At 29.1% G+C, this 20,553-nt stretch carries 20 protein-coding genes and 1 pseudogene; 2 read left to right on the top strand and 19 right to left on the bottom strand.

Translation table 11 applies throughout. The features are described from left to right. Window positions 1–25: 25 nt before the first annotated feature. The 19 genes from aspS to OW763_RS04500 form a co-directional block, all read right to left on the bottom strand. Window positions 26–1,810, bottom strand: coding sequence for an aspartate--tRNA ligase (gene aspS, locus OW763_RS04590; RefSeq protein ID WP_268039906.1), 1,785 nt, complete (start codon window positions 1,808–1,810; stop codon window positions 26–28). A gap of 76 nt (window positions 1,811–1,886) precedes the next feature. Further along, the gene (hisS, locus tag OW763_RS04585; protein WP_268039905.1) at window positions 1,887–3,140 is read right to left on the bottom strand and encodes a histidine--tRNA ligase; all 1,254 of its coding nucleotides are present in this window, start codon (window positions 3,138–3,140) and stop codon (window positions 1,887–1,889) included. Between the two features lie 107 nt (window positions 3,141–3,247). Next, window positions 3,248–4,675 carry a coproporphyrinogen III oxidase gene (locus OW763_RS04580; RefSeq protein WP_268040629.1) on the bottom strand — a complete coding sequence of 476 codons (1,428 nt, stop codon included), beginning with the start codon at window positions 4,673–4,675 and terminating at the stop codon, window positions 3,248–3,250. Window positions 4,676–4,687: 12 nt separating this feature from the next. After that, on the bottom strand, window positions 4,688–5,293 hold the full coding sequence (locus tag OW763_RS04575) for an MBL fold metallo-hydrolase (RefSeq protein ID WP_268039904.1): 606 nt from the start codon (window positions 5,291–5,293) through the stop codon (window positions 4,688–4,690). A 25-nt stretch (window positions 5,294–5,318) separates the two neighbouring features. After that, a complete protein-coding gene (gene dtd / locus OW763_RS04570; RefSeq protein ID WP_268039903.1) occupies window positions 5,319–5,768 on the bottom strand; it encodes a D-aminoacyl-tRNA deacylase in 450 nt (149 codons plus the stop codon). 136 nt (window positions 5,769–5,904) lie between these two features. After that, the gene (locus tag OW763_RS04565) at window positions 5,905–8,091 is read right to left on the bottom strand and encodes a RelA/SpoT family protein (protein WP_268039902.1); all 2,187 of its coding nucleotides are present in this window, start codon (window positions 8,089–8,091) and stop codon (window positions 5,905–5,907) included. A 168-nt stretch (window positions 8,092–8,259) separates the two neighbouring features. Then, window positions 8,260–8,778 (bottom strand): adenine phosphoribosyltransferase, encoded by a 519-nt coding sequence (locus tag OW763_RS04560; RefSeq protein ID WP_268039901.1) that lies wholly within the window; start codon window positions 8,776–8,778, stop codon window positions 8,260–8,262. 11 nt (window positions 8,779–8,789) lie between these two features. Further along, on the bottom strand, window positions 8,790–9,671 hold the full coding sequence (locus OW763_RS04555) for a DHH family phosphoesterase (RefSeq protein ID WP_268039900.1): 882 nt from the start codon (window positions 9,669–9,671) through the stop codon (window positions 8,790–8,792). 129 nt (window positions 9,672–9,800) lie between these two features. Next, complete coding sequence (secF, locus tag OW763_RS04550; protein WP_268039899.1) at window positions 9,801–10,667, bottom strand: protein translocase subunit SecF; 867 nt, start codon at window positions 10,665–10,667, stop codon at window positions 9,801–9,803. A 5-nt stretch (window positions 10,668–10,672) separates the two neighbouring features. After that, window positions 10,673–11,938 carry a protein translocase subunit SecD gene (secD, locus tag OW763_RS04545; protein WP_268039898.1) on the bottom strand — a complete coding sequence of 422 codons (1,266 nt, stop codon included), beginning with the start codon at window positions 11,936–11,938 and terminating at the stop codon, window positions 10,673–10,675. An 89-nt stretch (window positions 11,939–12,027) separates the two neighbouring features. Beyond that, window positions 12,028–13,398, bottom strand: a complete 1,371-nt coding sequence (gene scfB, locus OW763_RS04540) for a thioether cross-link-forming SCIFF peptide maturase (RefSeq protein ID WP_268039897.1) — start codon at window positions 13,396–13,398, stop codon at window positions 12,028–12,030. A 60-nt stretch (window positions 13,399–13,458) separates the two neighbouring features. Further along, on the bottom strand, window positions 13,459–13,596 hold the full coding sequence (gene scfA / locus OW763_RS04535) for a six-cysteine ranthipeptide SCIFF (RefSeq protein ID WP_003375041.1): 138 nt from the start codon (window positions 13,594–13,596) through the stop codon (window positions 13,459–13,461). Window positions 13,597–13,668: 72 nt separating this feature from the next. Continuing rightward, window positions 13,669–14,046 (bottom strand): TIGR04086 family membrane protein, encoded by a 378-nt coding sequence (locus OW763_RS04530; protein ID WP_268039896.1) that lies wholly within the window; start codon window positions 14,044–14,046, stop codon window positions 13,669–13,671. A 55-nt stretch (window positions 14,047–14,101) separates the two neighbouring features. Further along, window positions 14,102–14,395, bottom strand: coding sequence for a preprotein translocase subunit YajC (yajC, locus tag OW763_RS04525; protein WP_268039895.1), 294 nt, complete (start codon window positions 14,393–14,395; stop codon window positions 14,102–14,104). Between the two features lie 21 nt (window positions 14,396–14,416). Beyond that, window positions 14,417–15,547 carry a tRNA guanosine(34) transglycosylase Tgt gene (gene tgt, locus OW763_RS04520; protein WP_268039894.1) on the bottom strand — a complete coding sequence of 377 codons (1,131 nt, stop codon included), beginning with the start codon at window positions 15,545–15,547 and terminating at the stop codon, window positions 14,417–14,419. 75 nt (window positions 15,548–15,622) lie between these two features. Next, window positions 15,623–16,648: a tRNA preQ1(34) S-adenosylmethionine ribosyltransferase-isomerase QueA gene (gene queA / locus OW763_RS04515; RefSeq protein ID WP_268039893.1), complete on the bottom strand. Its 1,026-nt coding sequence runs from the start codon at window positions 16,646–16,648 to the stop codon at window positions 15,623–15,625. Between the two features lie 24 nt (window positions 16,649–16,672). Then, window positions 16,673–17,668 carry a Holliday junction branch migration DNA helicase RuvB gene (gene ruvB / locus OW763_RS04510; RefSeq protein ID WP_268039892.1) on the bottom strand — a complete coding sequence of 332 codons (996 nt, stop codon included), beginning with the start codon at window positions 17,666–17,668 and terminating at the stop codon, window positions 16,673–16,675. A 12-nt stretch (window positions 17,669–17,680) separates the two neighbouring features. Further along, window positions 17,681–18,283: a Holliday junction branch migration protein RuvA gene (ruvA, locus tag OW763_RS04505; protein ID WP_268039891.1), complete on the bottom strand. Its 603-nt coding sequence runs from the start codon at window positions 18,281–18,283 to the stop codon at window positions 17,681–17,683. 177 nt (window positions 18,284–18,460) lie between these two features. Beyond that, window positions 18,461–19,102, bottom strand: a complete 642-nt coding sequence (locus OW763_RS04500) for a hypothetical protein (protein WP_268039890.1) — start codon at window positions 19,100–19,102, stop codon at window positions 18,461–18,463. Between the two features lie 226 nt (window positions 19,103–19,328). On the opposite strand from OW763_RS04500, the pseudogene OW763_RS04495 reads away from it, so the two are divergent. Together OW763_RS04495 and OW763_RS04490 are read left to right on the top strand one after the other, a co-directional pair. Further along, a pseudogene (locus tag OW763_RS04495) lies at window positions 19,329–19,775 on the top strand (staygreen family protein); the annotation flags it as partial. Then, on the top strand, window positions 19,773–20,522 hold the full coding sequence (locus OW763_RS04490; RefSeq protein WP_268040628.1) for a VCBS repeat-containing protein: 750 nt from the start codon (window positions 19,773–19,775) through the stop codon (window positions 20,520–20,522). The pseudogene OW763_RS04495 and the gene OW763_RS04490, both read left to right, overlap by 3 nt. The last annotated feature ends 31 nt before the right edge of the window (window positions 20,523–20,553 follow it).

The raw sequence follows: 20,553 nt of genomic DNA, 5'->3' as shown, positions 1-20,553 counted from the left end.
TTTTTTGAATATCTATCTTAATATATTATTTGTTTTTTTCTGCTAAACTCAATCCTAATTCTTTTAATTGTTTACCATCGGCTACATTTGGTGCTTCTGTTAAAGGACAGAATGCATTTTGATTTTTAGGGAATGCTATAACATCTTTTATATTATCAGTTCCTGATAAGAACATAATAAGTCTATCAAACCCATAAGCTAATCCACCATGTGGTGGTGGTCCAAATTTGAATGCATCCATCAAGAAACCGAATCTTTCCCAAGCACTTTCTTTAGTAAATCCTAACACTTCAAACATTTTTTCTTGAAGCTTCGTATCATGTATTCTAATACTACCTCCACCAAGTTCTTCACCATTTAATACGATATCATAAGCCTTAGCTCTCACTTTTCCTGGATCAGTTTCTAAATACTGTATATCTTCATCCATAGGCATTGTAAATGGATGGTGTTCAGCTTGATATCTATCTTCCTCTTCATTATAAGATACTAATGGGAATTCAGTAACCCATACAAATCTAAATTCTCTATTGTCTTTTAATATCTCTAATTTTTTAGCCATTTCAAGTCTTAAAGCGCCAAGTGATTGGAATACTACACTGTTTTTATCTGCTACAATTAAAATTAAATCTCCAACCTTTGCATCTACTTCTTTTAATATACCTTGCATTTCTTCTTCAGTTAAAAATTTTGCTATAGGAGATTTGATTTCATTTTCTTTATATGCTATCCAAGCAAGACCTTTTGCTTTAAATGTTTTAACAAATTCTCCTAATTTATCGATTTGTTTTCTTCCCATGTCAGCACAATTTGGAACCTTAATACATCTTACACTTCCACCATTTTCTATAGCACCTTTAAAAACTTTAAACTCTGAATTTTTAACTACTTCTGTAATATCATTTATCTCCATACCAAATCTTAAATCCGGTTTATCTGAACCATATTTTTCCATAGCTTCTTTATAAGGCATTCTTTGTATAGGAAGTTTAACATCTACATCTAATATTTCTTTAAATACTTTTTTAAGAAATCTTTCATTTAACTCAATAACATCTTCCATGTCTACAAAAGAAAGTTCCATATCTATTTGTGTAAACTCTGGCTGTCTATTAGCCCTTAAATCTTCATCTCTAAAACATTTTGTAATTTGAAAATATTTATCAAACCCTGATACCATTAATAATTGTTTAAATAATTGTGGTGATTGAGGTAATGCATAAAACATTCCTGGATAGTTTCTACTTGGAACAAGATAATCTCTTGCACCTTCAGGTGTACTTTTTGTAAGCATTGGAGTTTCTATTTCTAAAAATCCATTTTCATCCAAGAAATCCCTTACTATTTTAGCAGCCTTATGTCTTATTTTAAATATATTTTGCATATCTGGTCTTCTAAGGTCCAAATATCTATATTTTAATCTTACCATTTCATCAGTATCTAAATCTTCTTTTATGTATATAGGGGGAGTTTGAGATTCTGATAATATTTTTATGTTTTCTCCTTTTAATTCTACCATACCTGTAGGTAAACTTTTATTTGGTGATTCCCTTTTTACTAATTCACCTTCAATAGCTATACAATATTCAGATTTAACTAAATCCGCTTTTTCAAAAGCTGATTTATTTATTTCCTCTCCAAATACAACTTGAAGCATACCAGTTCTATCTCTTAAATCTACAAAAACCAATCCACCTAAATTTCTTTTTCTTTGAACCCAGCCCATAACAACATGTTTTTGTCCTATATTAGACTCTCTAAGTTCACCACACATTATGGTTCTTTTAAGTCCATTTAACGCTTCTGCCATAGTTAATCCTCCTTTTATTATCAGTTTAGAAATTAAAACTTCAATATATCTCTTTGTTTAAACTCTAATCTTGATTTTATAATCCCTTTACTATTTTAACTATTGAGTCTAAATCCTTCAAGTTAACATCAAACTGATGACCGTCTTCCATTCTCTTAAGCCTTGCTTTTCCTTCATTTATCTCATTATCTCCCAAAATCATTGTATATGTTGCTTCCAACTTATTTGCATATTTCATTTGAGCTTTAACAGATTTAGACATATGGTCACATTCACATTTAATTTCTTTTTCTCTTAAAATATTAGCCAATCTTAAGCTCTCAATTTTGCCTGCATCACCCATTGAACCAATATATAAATCAACATGATTTGGTTTTGGTATTTCTATATTATTTTCCTGCATTGTAAGAAGCAATCTTTCTATTCCCATACCAAAGCCTACTGCTGGAATATCCTTACCACTAATTTCTTTAATAAGGCCATTATATCTTCCTCCACCACAAACAGTAATATCATTATTTATTACTTCAAATACGGTTCTTGTATAATAGTCTAATCCTCTAACTATATGTGGATCCACTTTATATTCTATATTAAGAGTTTCTAAACATTTCTTTAACATCTCAAAATGTTCATCACATTCATCACATACATAATCTAAGATTATTGGAGCTTCTGCTGCTATTTCCTTACACTTTTTATTTTTACAATCTAATATTCTCATAGGATTTCTTTCAAATCTACTTTTGCATATATCACATAATTCATCATATCTCGATCTAAGATATTCCTTTAAGGCTTCATTATACTTAGCTCTACATGTTGGACATCCTATGTTGTTTATATTTAACTCTAAATTTTTTATTCCAAATCCTCTAAATACTCTCATAGCAAGACTTATAACTTCAGCATCTAGTGAAGCTTCTTTAGAACCAAAAACCTCTACACCAAATTGGTGATGCTGTCTTAATCTTCCTTTTTGAACATTTTCATATCTGAACACAGGAGTAAAATAAAACATTTTCATTGGTTGAACTTCATTAAATAATCCATTTTCAATAAAGGCTCTGGCTGCTGGTGCTGTACCCTCTGCTTTTAAAGTTATACTTCTGTTACCCTTATCATTAAATGTATACATTTCCTTTTGAACAACGTCAGTTGTTTCTCCAACTCCTCTTAAGAATAACTCTGTATATTCAAAAATTGGAGTTCTAATTTCTTTACATGCATATTCAGCAGCTATATTTCTTAATTTTGATTCTATATACTGCCATTTATATGAATCCATAGGTAATAAATCCTTAGTACCTTTTGGAGCTTTAATAGCCATTATTTTCACACTCCTTTAACTAATTATAGTGCCATTTCATTGGCACTATTCACTAACTATAAATTATAAACCGTAAATCCTAAACTGTAAACTCTATACTTTAAACTTTAATACAATGTTCCCAAAAGTTCTATTTTCTTTTGAACTTTTTCCTCTATTCTTTTTATATATTCTCTTACATCTTTCACATTGCCAAATCTTTCTATCCTATTTTCATCTAAAAACACAACTTTTGTAACAGCATCAGCACCCAATGCTATAATAGTTTGCTTCTCTTCTATTATTTCTATATTGTATATTCCTTCCTTTGAAGGTAATACATACCCTATGTTTTCCATATTACCTACCATATTTTTTTGTCTATACATATAATATGGCTTAATTTTTAACGCTTTAGCAAGTTCAGATGTTTTTTCATACATTTTATTTAACTCATCTTGAGTTCTTAATTTTATTGTACCTGTAACTAATTGTTCATGTAGCCTTGAAGCCCGTTTCACGGACATTCCATGTACAGTTAAACTGTCTGGCTTAAGTTTCAATATTTCTCTATATGTATTCTCTACATGTTTTAAATCTTCATTTGGAAGACCAACTATTATATCCATATTTATATTATCAAAACCAACTTGCCTTGCTAGATTGAATTTATCTATAACATCCTGTACCGTATGCACTCTTCCTATAGTTTTTAAGGTATCATCATTCATTGTCTGAGGATTAATACTTATTCTATTAACACCATATTTTTTCATAGATTTTAACTTAACCTCAGTAATACTATCCGGACGTCCACATTCCACATTAAATTCAGTAACATTCCTATCCTTAACAAAGCTTTCATAAATACGACTTATTATATTTTCAAATTGCTCTTCATTTACTGATGTTGGCGTTCCTCCTCCAAAATAAACACATTCAATATTTAATTTTTTTTCATCAATAAATTTTTTTATCATTTCTATTTCATAACATAGTGCTTCTATATAAGGTATAACCACCTTTTTACAAGCATTGATTGGATTTGATGTAAAAGAACAATATAAACATCTTGTTGGACAAAATGGCATACCTATATAAATACTTATAGTTTTTGGATCTTTGTTTACCTTTTCTTTCTCAATTTTTGCAATATACACACATAATTTTGCTTTATCTTCTCTGGTAAAAAATTTTTCTTTCAATGTATTTATGATCTCATCTTCACTTTTACCTTTATCCATCATATCCAGTACTCTTTTAGTAGGTCTTATTCCAATCAAAATTCCCCAAGGAAGTTTTTTACCAGTTCTTTCTTCAAAATATTTAAAAACCGAACGCTTTATTTCATCATTAAACTTTTCATTAGAATTGATTTTATAAATTTTAAAATCATTATCTTTGCTAGTTATTGAAATTATATCTGTTTCTATATTAACTTGAAAATCATATTCATGCTCTACAAACTCAATCTTCATAAGTTCATAGAAAAGTTTAAACATATGATAAACATCATATCTATATTTCAAGTTATTTAATTTGATTCTTACCATGATATTAGCCTCTCTTTATAGAAATGGATTGTTTTCTCTTTCAAATTTTATGTTACTTTCTGATCCATGACCTGGTAAAATAACAATATTATCAGGAAGAATCATTAATTTTGTCTTAATATTATTAATTAATTGATCAAAATCTCCTCCTGGAAAATCTGTTCTTCCTATAGACGCCTGAAACAATGTATCACCAGTAAACATAACATCATTTACTAAAAAGCACATACCTCCTGGAGTATGCCCTCCTGTTTCAATACATCTTATTTCTAAATTTCCAACTTTTAATATTTCTCCATCATTTATTGTTTTATCATCTTTAGTAATTTTCCACATTTGACCGAAAAGACCTGGCTCTTTTCCCATAAGTTCTCTATCTTTATTACTAATATAAACTGGCAAATCATATTTTTGTTTAATTTCTTCAACAGCAGCTGTATGATCCATATGTCCATGTGTTAGTAATATAAACTTAACCTCTATACCTGAATTATTAATTTCTTTTATTAATAGTTCAGCATCTCCACCTGGGTCTATAATACATGCCTCTTTTCTTTCATCATCTATTAAAATGTAACAATTAGCAGCATACATTCCTACTGGAATTCTTTTAATATTCATCATTACCCTTCCTTTCCATATTAAATTAAAAATTCTTTTTACTATCTATCATCAAAGTAACAGGTCCATCATTTTTTATATCTACCAACATTTCTGCTCCAAATTTTCCTGTTTCAACCTTTCCTAAATCTTCTCTGCATAAATTCACGAATTTTTCGTAAAGCTTTTCAGATTCTTCGCCTCCTAACGCCTGCATAAAATTAGGTCTTCTTCCTTTTCTACAATCTCCATATAAAGTGAATTGGGAAACTATTAACAATTCTCCACCTACCTCTTTTAAAGATTTGTTCAATTTACCATTTTCATCTTCGAATACACGAAGATTTATTATCTTATCCTTTAAATATTTAGCATCTTCTATAGTATCATCTTTTGATATTCCTAATAAAACATTAAAACCATTTTCAATCTTACCAATAACCTGATTATCTACAGTTACAGTAGACGATTTTACTCTTTGAACTACAGCTCTCATTTTTACACCTCCAACTTTTAAATTTAGGATGCAATGGCTAGTTATCAATTCTAAAAATCTATTTTTGTAATAGCTTTTAAAATTGATATAAACTATATACCTAAACTTTAAACTGCAGTATACAGAACTTAAATAATTAATTTTTAGTTCTGTATACTGCTATAACTCCATCTATTTTTCTCATTTTTCTCATTACTTCTTTTAGCCTTTCAATATTTGATACTCTAATCTTTATAGTAACTATTACAACTTTAGATTTAATTGTTTTAGCATTTATAGCATATAAATCAATTTTTGTCTCTATAATTGCTTCCATCAATCCTGTAAGTAATCCTTGTTTATCTTCTGCTCTAACTTCAATTTCTGTAATATACTCAGACTTCCTTGAAGGCTGATTTTCCCATGCTACATCTATAATTCTACTACTATCTTCTAAAATCAAATTGTTTATATTTTGGCAATCCTGTCTATGAACAGATACTCCTCTTCCTTTTGTAATATATCCAATAATGCGATCACCTGGTACAGGATTACAACATTTTGCAAATCTAACAAGTACATTATCTATATTTTTAACTTTAACCCCTGGAGACTTATCTTTTTTATATGCTTTAGCTGTTTGTTTTAATTGTTCTTTTAATTCCTCTACATTGGTTTCTTCTTTTTCTTGCTGGTTACCATTAGAAAATGATATTAATTTGTTCACCACAGATGCTGGGTTTAATGAACCAATACTTACAGCAACATATAAATCATCTAAACTATTAATATTATATTTTTTTAATAGTTTTTCCAACACCTCTCCTTTTGCTACTTTTCCAAAGTTAGTTCCCTGTCGCTTACATTCCTTATCAATTAATTCTTTTCCTTTTTCAATGTTTTCATGTCTTTTTTCTTTCTTAAACCATGCTTTAATTTTCGTTTTTGCCTGATTACTTTTTGTTATATTGAGCCAATCTATACTTGGTCCTTTTGGTGAAGATGAAGTTAAAACATCCACTATTTCACCAGTTTTCAAATGATAATCTAGCGGTACTATTTTACTATTAACCTTTGCGCCTATACATTTATGTCCTACATCAGTATGTATTCTATAAGCAAAATCAATAGGTGTGGAATCATATGGAAGATTAATAACCTTCCCCTTAGGTGTAAAAACAAAAACTTCATCCGAAAACATATCTATTTTAAAGTTTTCCATAAATTCTTCTGGAGTAGAAGTTTCTCTTTGCCATTCTATTACTTCTCTAAGCCATGTTAATTTTGTTTCAAAATCTTTCTCATTCTCATTAGATTTGCCTTCTTTATACTTCCAATGAGCTGCAATTCCATACTCAGCTGTATTGTGCATTTGATAAGTTCTTATTTGAATTTCAAAAGGCTTCCCCTGAGGTCCTATTACAGTTGAATGTAGCGACTGGTACATATTAGGCTTAGGCATAGCTATATAGTCTTTAAACCTTCCTGGTATAGGCTTATACATTGTATGAACTATACCTAATGCTGCATAACAGTCTCTTACATCATTAACTAAAATTCTAACAGCTGTTAAATCATATATTTGATCTATCATCTTATTTTTTATAACCATTTTTCTGTATATACTATAAAAATGCTTTGGTCTTCCACCAATATCAGTTTCAATCCCCGCACTCAAAAGCTTCATATTCAATTCATTTATTATTTTTCTTATATATTCTTCTCTTTCGTTTCTTTTTTCTGCTACCGTTCTAACCAATTCATAATATTGGTTTGGATTCATATATCTTAATGCTAAATCTTCAAGTTCCCATTTTATTTTTGAAATACCAAGTCTATGGGCAAGTGGTGCATATATATCAAGAGTTTCCTTAGCTTTCTCTTTTTGTTTGTCAACAGACATGTACTTTAACGTTCTCATATTATGAAGTCTATCAGCAAGCTTAATTAGTATAACCCTTATATCTTTAGTCATTGCTAACAGCATTTTCCTAACATTTTCAGCTTGCTGCTCTTCTTTTGTCCTATACTGAATTTTACCTAATTTAGTTACACCTTCAACTAAATTAGCTACTTCAGTATTAAATTCTTTTTCTATGTCCTTGAATGTAAATTCTGTATCCTCAATAACATCATGTAATAAACTCGAAGCAATAGTATTTTCATCCAGACCCATTTCTGCTAAAATACATGCAACTTGAACTGGGTGAACTATATACGGTTCACCTGAGATTCTTTTTTGAGTTTTATGAGCGTTTTTAGCATAATTATAAGCTTTATTAATAAATTCTTTATCAACATTATTACAATTTTTATATATCTTTTCTAATAAATCATCAAGCATACAAATACTCTCCCAAAATTAAAAGCTGGTTTTTAACCAGCCATGATTTTTTATAAATATTATATAATACGCTATAGAAATTTGCAATAATAACCTTATTGAATATGAGATAAACTTGACTAATAAAAAAACTTACTGTTTCTCAGTAAGCATTTTTTTATTTAAATATTATACATTATATTGTACTAAAGATATAACATCATAGCCTTTTAACTTATCTTTTCCTTTTAAATCTGTTAACTCTATAACAAAATCTATACTTACTACTTCTCCAGCAGCTTTTTCAATAAGCTTAACAGCTGCTTCTACAGTTCCACCTGTTGCTAACAAATCATCTACTATTGCAACTCTTTGTCCAGGTTTAATTGCATCCTTATGCATTTCTATAATATCAGTTCCATATTCTAAGTCATATTCAACTGATATAGTTTCACCTGGAAGCTTTCCTTCTTTTCTTATTGGAACAAATCCAACACCTAATGCATAAGCAACTGGAGCACCAAATAAAAATCCTCTTGCTTCTGGTCCAACAACTATATCTATATTTTTATCCCTTAAATATTCAACTAACTTATCTGTAGTTTCCTTAAATACTTCACCATTTTTTAAAAGTGTAGTAACGTCTTTAAAACTTATTCCATCTTTTGGAAAATCTTCAATAACTCTTATGCTTTCTTTTAAATCCACTTAAATTCCCCCTAATATTTATAATTAATTTTTTTATAATCATATTCAATTGTCTTGTTTATATATTTTGCTATTCTTTCTGCCCTTTCATAATCAGTTGTTGTAAATAGTTCTACAGCTATTTTAGCATCATCCATTCTTCCAACTGCATTCACTCTAGGCATAACAATATTAACCAATTTTGTTAAAGCAGCATAATCAATGGTAACTATATTATTAATTTTAGTTATTGCATTAATACCATAATTGTTTGTATTCGATAAACAAACCATGCCCTTTTCTATCATAAATTTGTTCTCTCCAACCAAAGGTACATTACTTGAAGCTATACCAATTGCAACTAAGTCCAAATATTTTTCAATACATTGTACATGATAATGTTCTGCCACACTAGAAGCTAGTTTAAAAGCTATTCCCACAGCATTTAATTCTTTAAATGGATATTCGCACTCATCTTGCTTAGGATTAATTACTATAGTATTAGGTATTAATGTATTTGATTTATGGCAATCAGTAATGATTGTATCTATTTTTAATTTTTTACATAATTCTACCTCTTTAAAAGAATTCATACCGCAGCCTACCGTTATAATAAGACTTGCACCTAATAATTTAATATGATTTTCTATTACATCTGCATTAAAAATCTTATCTTCATAAATACTATCAGGTATATAATATTCAACATCTGCATTTAAATATTTTAACATTAAGATAAGTAGTGAAACACTTACTATACCATCAACATCACAGGAACCATAAATAACTATTTTTTCTCTCTCATTAACGGCTTTTGCAATTCTTTTAATTGCTTCATCTATTCCCTTTAAAAGAGATGAATCATGCATATTTATTAAATTGACACAATTTTTATAATTAAGATATTTTTTCATATATATTCCTCCAAAGTTTATAGGAAGCAAATTATATTATAAGTTAAATTCTTAATTATTACAAATTTTTTTTATTTCCAAATAAAAAAAATCCAGAGCTTTCACTCCAGATTAAATTTATAATATTGATTATAATGCTTTTTTTACATTTTTCTTTAACATTACCCAAACAGGACTTGCTATAAATATTGATGAATAGGCTCCTGATAATATACCAATTATAATAGGGAAAGTAAATTCTCTAACAGAAGGTACAAACACATTAACTGCCACTATTGTAAATAAAGTAGTTATAACTGTATTTATAGATCTTGTCAATGTTTGACTTATACTTGCATTAGCAATTTCTTCTATCTTTCTCCCTCTCATCTTCCTCGTGTTTTCTCTTATTCTATCAAATATAACTATAGTATCATTTATAGAATAACCTAATATTGTAAGCATCGCTGCTACAAATGGTGAATTCACTGGAACTTTAAAGACAGCATACACACTTAAAGTTATTAAAATATCATGTATTAACGCAACTATAGCTGCTATACCAAATTTAAATTCAAATCTTATAGCTATATATATAAGCATTGCTACAGCTGCAACTATTATAGCTTTAACTGCTTTTTGCTTTAACTCAGTACCAATAGAAGGTCCTACTTTACTCTGAGATATCAACTCTATATCTTCTTTTTTGTAAGTTTCTTTTATTTTTTTAAAAACTTTATCTACATCGTCACTATCCAATTTATTACTTTTTATGTCTAGTTGAGTTGTATTTGCTATGTTAGTTATTGCATCAGAATCATATTTTTTAATAATTTTTTCAACATCTTCTTTTTGTTTTTGGTTAAAATCTTTTCCCATTTCTATGGTAACTAAAGTACCACCTTTAAAATCTATACCAAAATTTAATCCCTTAGTCACTAAAGAACCCATACCTATAATTATTATAATTAATGATATTGCAAACCATAATTTTGTTTTTTCTATAATCTTTAGCATATTACTTACCCCCTTTTAACACCAAAATGAGAAGCATCACTTAACAAACCCATTTCAGTTCCCAATTTAAGTAAGAATTTTGTAACTGTAAGAGCAGTAAATATACTAAGCACTATACCTATCATAAGTGTAAGTGCGAATCCTTTTACCGAACCTGACCCTAATGAATACAAAACAATACCAGCAATAATAGTTGTTATATTTGAGTCAAGTATAGAAGATAATGCTCTATTAAATCCTGTTTCTGTAGCATTTTTTATAGTCTTTCCTATTTTCATTTCTTCTTTAATTCTTTCAAATATAAGAACATTAGCATCTACCGCCATACCAACTGTAAGCAAGAATCCTGCTATACCTGATAACGTTAATGTAACTCCTGTTACTGAAAATGCTAAAAGAACTATTACAACATAAAATACTAACGCTATACTTGCCATTATTCCAGGACCTCTATAATAAATTAACATAAATAGCAGCACTAACCCTATTCCCATAGCACCTGCTTTCATACTTAATGGAAGTGCATTTGCACCTAAAGTTGCTCCTACTGTTTTAAATTCAACTGCTTCAAGAGTAACAGGCAAAGCACCTGATTTTATTATGTTTGCTTTACGATTTGCTTCTTCCAAGCTTGAACTTCCAGTAATTGTAGCTTTACCATTTGTTATAACACTTTGAACTGTTGGATTAGTAAGCAAATCGCCATCCATGTAAATGCCTATCTCCTTACCCAAAAACTTTTGAGTACCTTCAGCAAATTTACCTGTTCCTTCTTGATTAAGATCAAGACTTATTGTAGGCTTACTCATCTCATCTAAATAAGCTTTAGCATTCTTAATATCTTTACCTGTTAAAATAACTTTTCCATCTGGTCCCTTAAACTCAAGTTTACCAGTTTTACCTATAGTTTCTAAAACTTTTTTAGCATCAAATTCTCCTGGTATTTCTATTCTTATTCTGTTACTACCTTCTCTTGTAATTGATATTTCCTTTACACCTTCTGGGTTAATTCTCATAGATAATAATTCTTTTGTTCTTTCAATAGTTTCATTATCTATATTTTCAGCTTGAAGTTCTTCCAATACAGAAATACCACCTTGAAGATCAAGTCCTTTATTTATAGCTTGTTCAAAAGACTTTACTCTATATCCAAAAATATTGTTAATTCCAAAAGCTCCTGTATAAGCTAATGCACCAACAATCAATAATACCAAGATGAACATTACAGTACTCTTAGATTTATTAGACTTACTGTTTCTTGAGTTCCTCATTTTAATCCCCCTTTGCCGCATTTTGTAGTCATAATTATACTAATTATATTACTTTTAAAATTACTAGTCAATATCATGCAATTATATGATTATTTCTCCATCATTTTAGCTTTTAAAGCTATTGCACATTCAATTCTTTTCTTTTGCATTACACATCCAATTTCATACGGAACATGCATATCATTATTGAAATTATAGTTATTAGCTTGACATCCTCCGCTACAATAAAATCTCGCCCAACATTCTTTACACATTGGCTTGTTATATATATGGGCAGCTTTAAATTCTTTTGATATATTCCAATTTATTTTATCATCCTCATCAAAAATAGTACCCATTTTAAATTTTTCATTCCCTACAAATTGGTGACATGGATATATATCTCCATCCGGTGTTACTGCTATATATTCGTGTCCAGCACCACAACCAGATATTCTTTTATATACACATGGTCCACCCTGAAGATCTATATTAAAATGATAAAACTTAAATTCTCTTCCTTCTCTGTATCTTGTTAACATTTCTTTATATAGTTTGTCATAATTGTCAAATATTTCTGGTAAATCTTTCTCTCTTATAGACAAAGGATGTTCATTTGGAAGGACTACTGGTTCTACTGATATTTCTTTAAATCCTAAATCTGCAAAATGTTTTACATCTTCAAAAAAATCTAAATTTGCTCTTGTAAAAGTACCTCTTACATAATATAACTTTGACTTATCTCTCTTTTCTACCATTTTTTTTATTTTAGGTAAAATGTTATCGTAAGTTCCGCTTCCATCTACTCTTATTCTTACATTATCATTTACATTTTTTCTTCCATCTATACTTAATACTATATTTCCCATTTCTTTATCCATGTATTCCATTATTTCATCATTAAGCAAAGTAGCATTAGTAGTCATCGTGAACCTTATAACTTTATTATGTATTTTTTCCTGTTCTCTTGCATAAGCAACAATTTCTTTTATTTCCTTCATAGCCATCATTGGCTCTCCACCAAATAAATCAACCTCTATATTTCTTCTAGGTCCACTATGCTCTATTACATAATCAAGCGCTTTTTTTCCAATTTGAGGTAACATAACTTTTCTCATTCCATGGTAAGCACCTTCATCTGCAAAACAATATTTACATCTTAAATTACAGTCATGAGTTATATTTAAACATAAAGCTTTTATGTAGTTAGGAGTATCTTCATTTTTCCTAGCTATATCCTCATACAAATCCTTTGAATAAAGTAATTCTTCATCTACAAGTTCCTTTATTTCATCATATACTTCTTCTATTTCTTCTTTTTTATACTTGTCCTTATATTGCTCAATAAGTTCTTTTTTTGATAAAAGTCTATCATCGTTAAGTAGATCATAAACAATCTCATCTACAATATGTACAGATCCAGTATTTACATCTATTATGAAATATTCACCGTCTTGAATAAATTTATGAATTAATGCCAATTTTTTTTCCTCCTTAAACAAATATAAAGCAGTAACCAAAGTTACTGCTTAATTTTTATATTAATTTTCACAAGCTAAATTTGCAACTGTACAAGATGTTTTACATGCTGACTGGCAAGAATTTGCACATTCTTTGCATCCTGGTTTATTTAAACTTTCTTTTATATTTTTTTTGTTTATAGTTTTTATATGCTTCATGTCTATTCCTCCAATTCTATTATCAAATTACTTGTAAAGTATATCATATATTTTTATTTAAATAAAGTAATTTTACATATTTATTCCCAGCATACCAGAAAGTATTCCTACAAAAATAGCAAGAACAATTCTAAGTATTCCATATGCGGATATAGTAAATTGTCTACCATTAACTACTGATATAACATAAATAACTAACATATATAATAATGCAACTATTAATCCTGTTAGCCACCCTTTTCTTTTTATCTTTTTTACAGCGTATACAGTTCCATACATAACACCTAATGCAGTTATTACTACTTTATATATAGAATCAACAACTGTATTTGCATTTACAAACGATGTTGCAACAGCATATACCAGTAATAATACTAAAGTCAAAAAAAATCCTCTTACTAATCCTTCACCAATATATATTATGTCTCCTTTTTCCCCCAATAAAAGCACCTCCTATCTACTAATATTTATGTAGATAGAGGATGTTTTATTACAGTAAGTCCTTTTATTTTTCTTCATTTAAAGTCTCATCGAAAACCGAAGCTATACCATTTTTGCTAAGCTTTATTTTAGATTTATCTGGACCTGATTCTAACACAACAAAGTCATCATGAATTCTTGTAATCTTTCCTATAATTCCGCCTTTTGTCATGATTTTATCATTCACTCTTAATCCTTCTACCATAGCAGCATATTTCTTTTTTCTCTTTTTTTCAGGCACCAAAATTATTATGTAAAATATTGCTATCATAAGGACAAATGGTATTATTGTTGAAATAATACTAGCATTTTGTGGCATGCTCTCACCTCCCTCCATCTTTTAAGCTCTTCCACCCCATTCTTCTAGTTTCTGAGCTTTAAAATCTTTAAATCTTCCTTCGTCTAGTGCATCTCTTATATCCTCCATAAGCTTATTGTAAAAATACAAATTATGAAGAACACACAATCTCATGGCAAGCATTTCTTTTGCTTTAAATAAATGTCTTATATATGCTCTTGTATAATGTTGACATGCTGGACATTGACAACCTTCATCTATAGGTCTATCATCCAACTCAAATTTTGCATTCATTAGATTTATTTTACCATATTTAGTAAACAAATGTCCATGCCTTCCATTTCTTGCTGGTAAAACACAGTCAAAAAAGTCAACTCCTCTTTCTACCGCTTCTAAAATATTACTTGGAATACCTACTCCCATTAAATATCTAGGTTTATTTGAAGGAAGATATGGTTCCACAGCTTCTATTGTTTTATACATTTCTTCGTGAGTTTCTCCTACAGCAAGCCCTCCTATTGCATAACCATCCAAATCCAGTTTTGCAATTTCCTTAGCATGTTGTATTCTTATATCTTTATAAACTCCACCTTGATTTATTCCAAACAGCATTTGCTTTTTATTTATAGTGTCATCTAAAGAATTTAACCTATCCATTTCAGTTTTACATCTTTCAAGCCATCTCGTTGTTCTTGCCACAGATTTTACAACATAATCTCTTGGAGAAGGATTTGGTATACATTCATCAAAGGCCATAGCTATTGTAGACGCTAAGTTGCTTTGAATCTGCATACTCTCTTCTGGTCCCATAAATATCTTTCTTCCATCTATATGCGACCTAAAATAAACTCCTTCTTCTTTTATTTTTCTAAACTTTGCTAGAGAAAATACTTGAAATCCACCTGAATCTGTAAGTATTGGTCTGTCCCAATTCATAAACTTATGTATACCACCAAGTTTATTTACAACTTTATCTCCTGGTCTTAAATGTAAATGATAAGTATTTGATAATTCCACCTGACATCTTATATCCTTTAAATCCATAGTTGATACAGCACCTTTAATGGCTGCCAAAGTACCAACATTCATAAATACAGGTGTCTGTATTGTACCATGAGGTGTTATAAACTCTCCTCGTCTAGCATTTCCTTCCTTTTTATGTAACTTAAACACTTTTTTTCTCCCTTCAACTCTTATTTAGATTCTATGTACTAAGATACGTTATCTGTGTGCTAGTTTCTAACATTCTTATTTTATAATCATTGAATCTCCAAAGCTAAAAAATCTATATTTTTCACTTACAGCTTTTTCATAAGCATTCATGATAATTTCTTTACTAGAAAAAGCACTTACTAGCATTAATAGTGTTGATTGTGGTAAATGAAAATTAGTAATTAAGGCGTCTATTATTTTGAATTTACATCCTGGATATATAAAAATATCAGTCCATCCAGATTGTTCTTTTACCTTTCCATTTTCATTCCCAATAGTTTCTAATGTTCTACAAGAGGTTGTTCCAACTGCAATAATTCTACCTCCATTTTCTTTTGTTTCATTTATAGTATCTGCTGTTTCCTTTGACATAGTATAATATTCAGAATGCATATGGTGTTCTTGAATATTTTCTACCTTTACAGGTCTAAAAGTTCCAAGCCCTACATGAAGAGTTAAAAAAGCAATCTTAACACCCTTTTCTTTTACCTTTTTCATAAGTTCTTCTGTGAAATGCAATCCAGCAGTAGGCGCTGCTGCTGATCCCGGTTCTTTTGAATAAACTGTTTGATATCTTTCTTTATCTTCCAATTTTTCAGTAATATATGGTGGAAGAGGCATCTGTCCTAATTCATCTAAAACTTCTTCAAAAATACCTTCATATTCAAATTCTACTATTCTACTACCGTCTTCTCCCATAGATTTAACTTCAGCTTTTAATTTACCATCTCCAAATTCAAATCTACTTCCTATTTTTGCTCTTTTACCTGGTTTGACCAAAGTTTCCCATTTTTTTTCATCAATTCTTTTAAGTAGTAAGAACTCTATCTTGCCACCAGTATTCTCTTTCGCTCCAATAAGTCTTGCTGGAAGAACTCTTGTATTATTAAGTACAAGACAATCTCCTGGTTTAAGATAATCAATTATATCCTTAAATATTTTATGCTCTATTTCTCCAGTATTCTTATCTACAACCATTAATCTTGATTTATCCCTTTTTTCTGCTGGATGTTGAGCAATTAATTCTTGTGGTAAATAATAATCAAAATCTTTAACTTTCAATATGTCCACTCCTCTTATGCAATTTTATTTATTTATTCTTTTTAAATGCTTATATGCTTTTTCTGTAGCTTTTCTTCCTCTTGGCATTCTAATTATAAAACCTTTTTGAAGTAAATATGGCTCATAAACATCCTGTATAGTATCTAATTCTTCACCTATAAAATAAGCTAAAGTTTCTAATCCAACAGGACCGCCTTTAAAGTTATCTATTATAGCTTCTAGTATTCTATTATCTATTCTGTCAAATCCTTCTTCATCAATTTCTAAAAGCTCTAAAGCATTTTTTGATGTTTCAATATCAATTGTTCCATTCCCCTTAACTTCACAATAATCTCTAACTCTCTTTAAAATTCTATTTGCTATTCTTGGAGTTCCTCTTGATCTTCTAGCTATTTCAAAAGCAGCATCTTCTTTAATCCCAACTCTTAAAATTTTTGATGATCTTAATATAATTTCTTTTAGTTCTTCTTCCTCATAAAATTCCATAGAACTTAACACTCCAAATCGGTCTCTCAAAGGAGATGTTAAAAGTCCTATTCTAGTTGTAGCACCAATCAAAGTAAATCTAGGCAAATCCAATCTTATAGATTTTGCAGCAGCACCTTTGCCTATAACTATGTCAAGAGCATTATCCTCCATCGCTGGATATAATATCTCTTCTACCGCTCGATTAAGTCTATGAATTTCATCAATAAACAACACATCATAATCGCTTAGTCCTGTAAGTATAGCTGCTAAATCTCCTGCTCTTTCTATTGCGGGACCTGATGTTATCTTTAAGTTACCGCCCATTTCCCTTGCTATAATATTAGCTAAAGTAGTTTTTCCAAGTCCTGGTGGGCCATATAAAAGAACATGATCAAGTGCTTCTCTTCTTTTTTGTGCTGCTTTTATAAAAATATTTAACTTTTCTTTAACTTTTTTTTGACCTATATATTCATTTAAACTTTTAGGTCTTAATGAATATTCTATATCATTATCTTCATTTTTATAAGAAGCAGAAATAATTCTATCCTCCATAAATTATTCCCCTCAATTCATTAAATGTTTTAAACTTTCCTTAATAATTTCCTCTAAATTTCCATTCATATCTATAGTTTTTAGTACTTTTTCTCCTTCTTTTTCAGAAAAACCTAAAGATATAAGAGCAAGTAATGCTTCTTCATGTTTCCTATCTGTCTTTTGTAATTTTTCAGATATTTCTTCAGAAATTTGAATATCTCCTTCACTTAATTTACCTAATTTATCTTTAAGCTCTAAAATTATTCTTTGAGCTATTTTCTTCCCTATACCTGGCGCCTTGGTAAGAGTAGTATAATCACTGGATAGAATAGCATACTTAAGATTATTAATGTTACTTATAGATAGCAACGATAAAGTTGCCTTGCTCCCTACACCATTAATAGTTAAAAGTAAATTAAACATATCTCTTTCTTCTTCAGTTAAAAAACCATACAACCCAATAAAATCTTCTCTTACTATCTGTTGAAGATAAATTTTAACTACTTCATTAATATTAGGCATTTTAGCCATAGTACTTCCTGATGTATATATTTTATACCCTATATCATTATTCTCTAGTATTATATAATCTTTGTTTATACCTATATATATACCTTTAATATATTCATACAAATTGATGACCCCCAAAATAACTAACTTTCAATCATATAATACTTTACCATTTTACTCTCAAATTATCAAGAAATCATAACATTTATATTACGATATATTCCTATAGTTTAGTCGTTTACACTAAATTTAGTCATTTTGTTTACTTTAGTCGCTTAAAATAAAAAATATGAAATACAATTATTCTTGTATTTCATATTTTATGTCAAAATCTTTAATGCCATCATTCAATTTTTCAATAGTTTCAAACTGCATAGATGAATCTCCATTTATTATATTATTAATATCTTGTACTCCTAAGTTATAGACATTAAATCCAGTACCTTCTTTTTCTATAATATTTCCTTCATTATCAAAGACATTTCCATTATCATCACTTTTACATATTACAATTATATTTTTTTCTGTAATAAGTGCATATCTATTAGGCTTATATTTTAGTGGTTTTCTTATCACTTCAACTTGTGAAGATGTTATGTTTTTTAATTTATATCTTTGATTACTGTATTTTTGTTCAATCTGAATACCATTTTTTCCACAAATATTTTCTTCTTGTGCTTTTCTTTTTCTTTCTATAATATATCCATCCTCATTATTACATTCTACTTCAAATAATATTTCAGCTTCACTAGAAATAACTTTATTCAAATTATCCCTTTGGGATAAACCATCTCCACTAACATCTATAGTTATTTTATCAGTTTTGTCGTTATTGTTAATGTTTATTTTTCTTTCCTTATATGTTCCTATATAATACCCAAATATAAATGTAAATGCCATGAGTACAATAAATGCCATTGAAAGTTTTTTCTTATTTTCCATAATATCACTCCTTTAAGAGATATTATGGTCAAGTTTTTCATTTATTATTCACTAACTAGTTTTAGTTTTTAACTAATCAAAAATATTTACTTAAATATTACTTCTATCCACTCAATTTCTAAATATATTTTTACAGACTAATATGCTCCAATAAAAACTTGTTAACATCTTCCTCATAACGTTCATATAATATTTTTATGTAAAATATTATTGAAGAAGGGATAAAATGAATAGCTTAAATCCTAAAAAACTCTCAGTGGATTTTAGACAAGGAATTACCCCTATAAAACCTATTATATCTAGGCGCTATACCCTTACCCATTCTGACATAACTGCTGAACTTTTTCTAACCATTGGATTAAAATATGCTTATGATATGATTAGTCCTAAGAGAGATGAAGTTCTTGGTGAGTGGATTAAAATAGAAAAAAAATATGTTTTTTATGTATACTTATATGTAGATGGTAAATTAGGATCAGCTACAACAGCTATACGCAACTCGATATTTAGACGAGAATTGCCATTAGCTCTAGAAGCTATTAGATATGGTGATAAAAAATTTTTTAGTATTCACCCTGAATTAGACAATGCTCCAATAATAATTTACTTTAACTCCATTAATCCATATTTTAACAGAATAGAAAACTGGGGAACTTTTTCAGACTATACCATAAGCAACTCACATAAAACACGAAAACCAAATTCTTTTTTTCAAAACAAATATTTGCTTGACACCAAACTTGGCGATGTAAATGGTGACAAAATACCAGATAAAGTATCTTTGTATGGCAACAAACCAGATGGCCCTGAAGGAATCTTTGCAGATAATATTACTGTTGTAATTAGAGATGGAAAAACCAAAAATTTATATACTATTTTATTAAAAATTAATTCCGGATACAATCCAACAATCTTTCTAGGTAATTTTACTAGTGACAAAGCAAACGATATTTTAATAAGTATCGATTCAGGTGGAAGCGGCGGTTACGGATTTTTCTATGTATACTCCTTCCTTAATAATCAAACTCAAAAACTCTTTGATTTTGAACTATTCAATGATTACTATCTTTACGATGTAATCTATAAAGATAATTATCAGGTTGAAGTAATAAGTAAAACTCTGAATAAAAAGTTTACAATTGATATTCGAAATAAAGGGGATTCCTATCTTATGCAAATTTACAATGAAAATGGTACGCTAAAATCACCTATTTGTGGTCAGGTATCTGCTATAAATGAACTTTACCCTATAGATTTTCAAAGAAATGGTGTTTATGATTTATACTCAATACAAAGAATTATTGGAATATATAATGCTGATACTTTAGGTTTTGTCCAGACACATCTTCGTTGGAATGGTCAAAGATTTGTTGCTGTCAATCTCAATCAATTTGTAGCTATACCTGGAACTAATCTATAATATTTGCCTAATTATTATGAAGAAATAACTT

It is taken from the genome of Clostridium aestuarii (genome assembly GCF_026735135.1).
Lineage (GTDB): Bacteria > Bacillota > Clostridia > Clostridiales > Clostridiaceae > Clostridium_H > Clostridium_H aestuarii.
Note: the sequence above shows the minus strand (reverse complement) of the source record. Positions and strands in the feature narration are given on the sequence as shown.

Coding starts and splice junctions, on each gene's coding strand:
- aspS (WP_268039906.1), bottom strand. CDS start 1,810: ATGGCAGAAGCGTTAAATGGACTTAAAAGAACCATAATGTGTGGTGAA.
- hisS (WP_268039905.1), bottom strand. CDS start 3,140: ATGGCTATTAAAGCTCCAAAAGGTACTAAGGATTTATTACCTATGGAT.
- OW763_RS04575 (WP_268039904.1), bottom strand. CDS start 5,293: ATGAATATTAAAAGAATTCCAGTAGGAATGTATGCTGCTAATTGTTAC.
- dtd (WP_268039903.1), bottom strand. CDS start 5,768: ATGAGAGCTGTAGTTCAAAGAGTAAAATCGTCTACTGTAACTGTAGAT.
- OW763_RS04565 (WP_268039902.1), bottom strand. CDS start 8,091: ATGCTTGATGATTTATTAGAAAAGATATATAAAAATTGTAATAATGTT.
- OW763_RS04555 (WP_268039900.1), bottom strand. CDS start 9,671: ATGAAAAAATATCTTAATTATAAAAATTGTGTCAATTTAATAAATATG.
- secF (WP_268039899.1), bottom strand. CDS start 10,667: ATGCTAAAGATTATAGAAAAAACAAAATTATGGTTTGCAATATCATTA.
- secD (WP_268039898.1), bottom strand. CDS start 11,938: ATGAGGAACTCAAGAAACAGTAAGTCTAATAAATCTAAGAGTACTGTA.
- scfA (WP_003375041.1), bottom strand. CDS start 13,596: ATGAAGCATATAAAAACTATAAACAAAAAAAATATAAAAGAAAGTTTA.
- yajC (WP_268039895.1), bottom strand. CDS start 14,395: ATGCCACAAAATGCTAGTATTATTTCAACAATAATACCATTTGTCCTT.
- ruvB (WP_268039892.1), bottom strand. CDS start 17,668: ATGGAGGATAGAATTATTTCTGCTTCTTATAAAAATGAAGATAATGAT.
- OW763_RS04500 (WP_268039890.1), bottom strand. CDS start 19,102: ATGGAAAATAAGAAAAAACTTTCAATGGCATTTATTGTACTCATGGCA.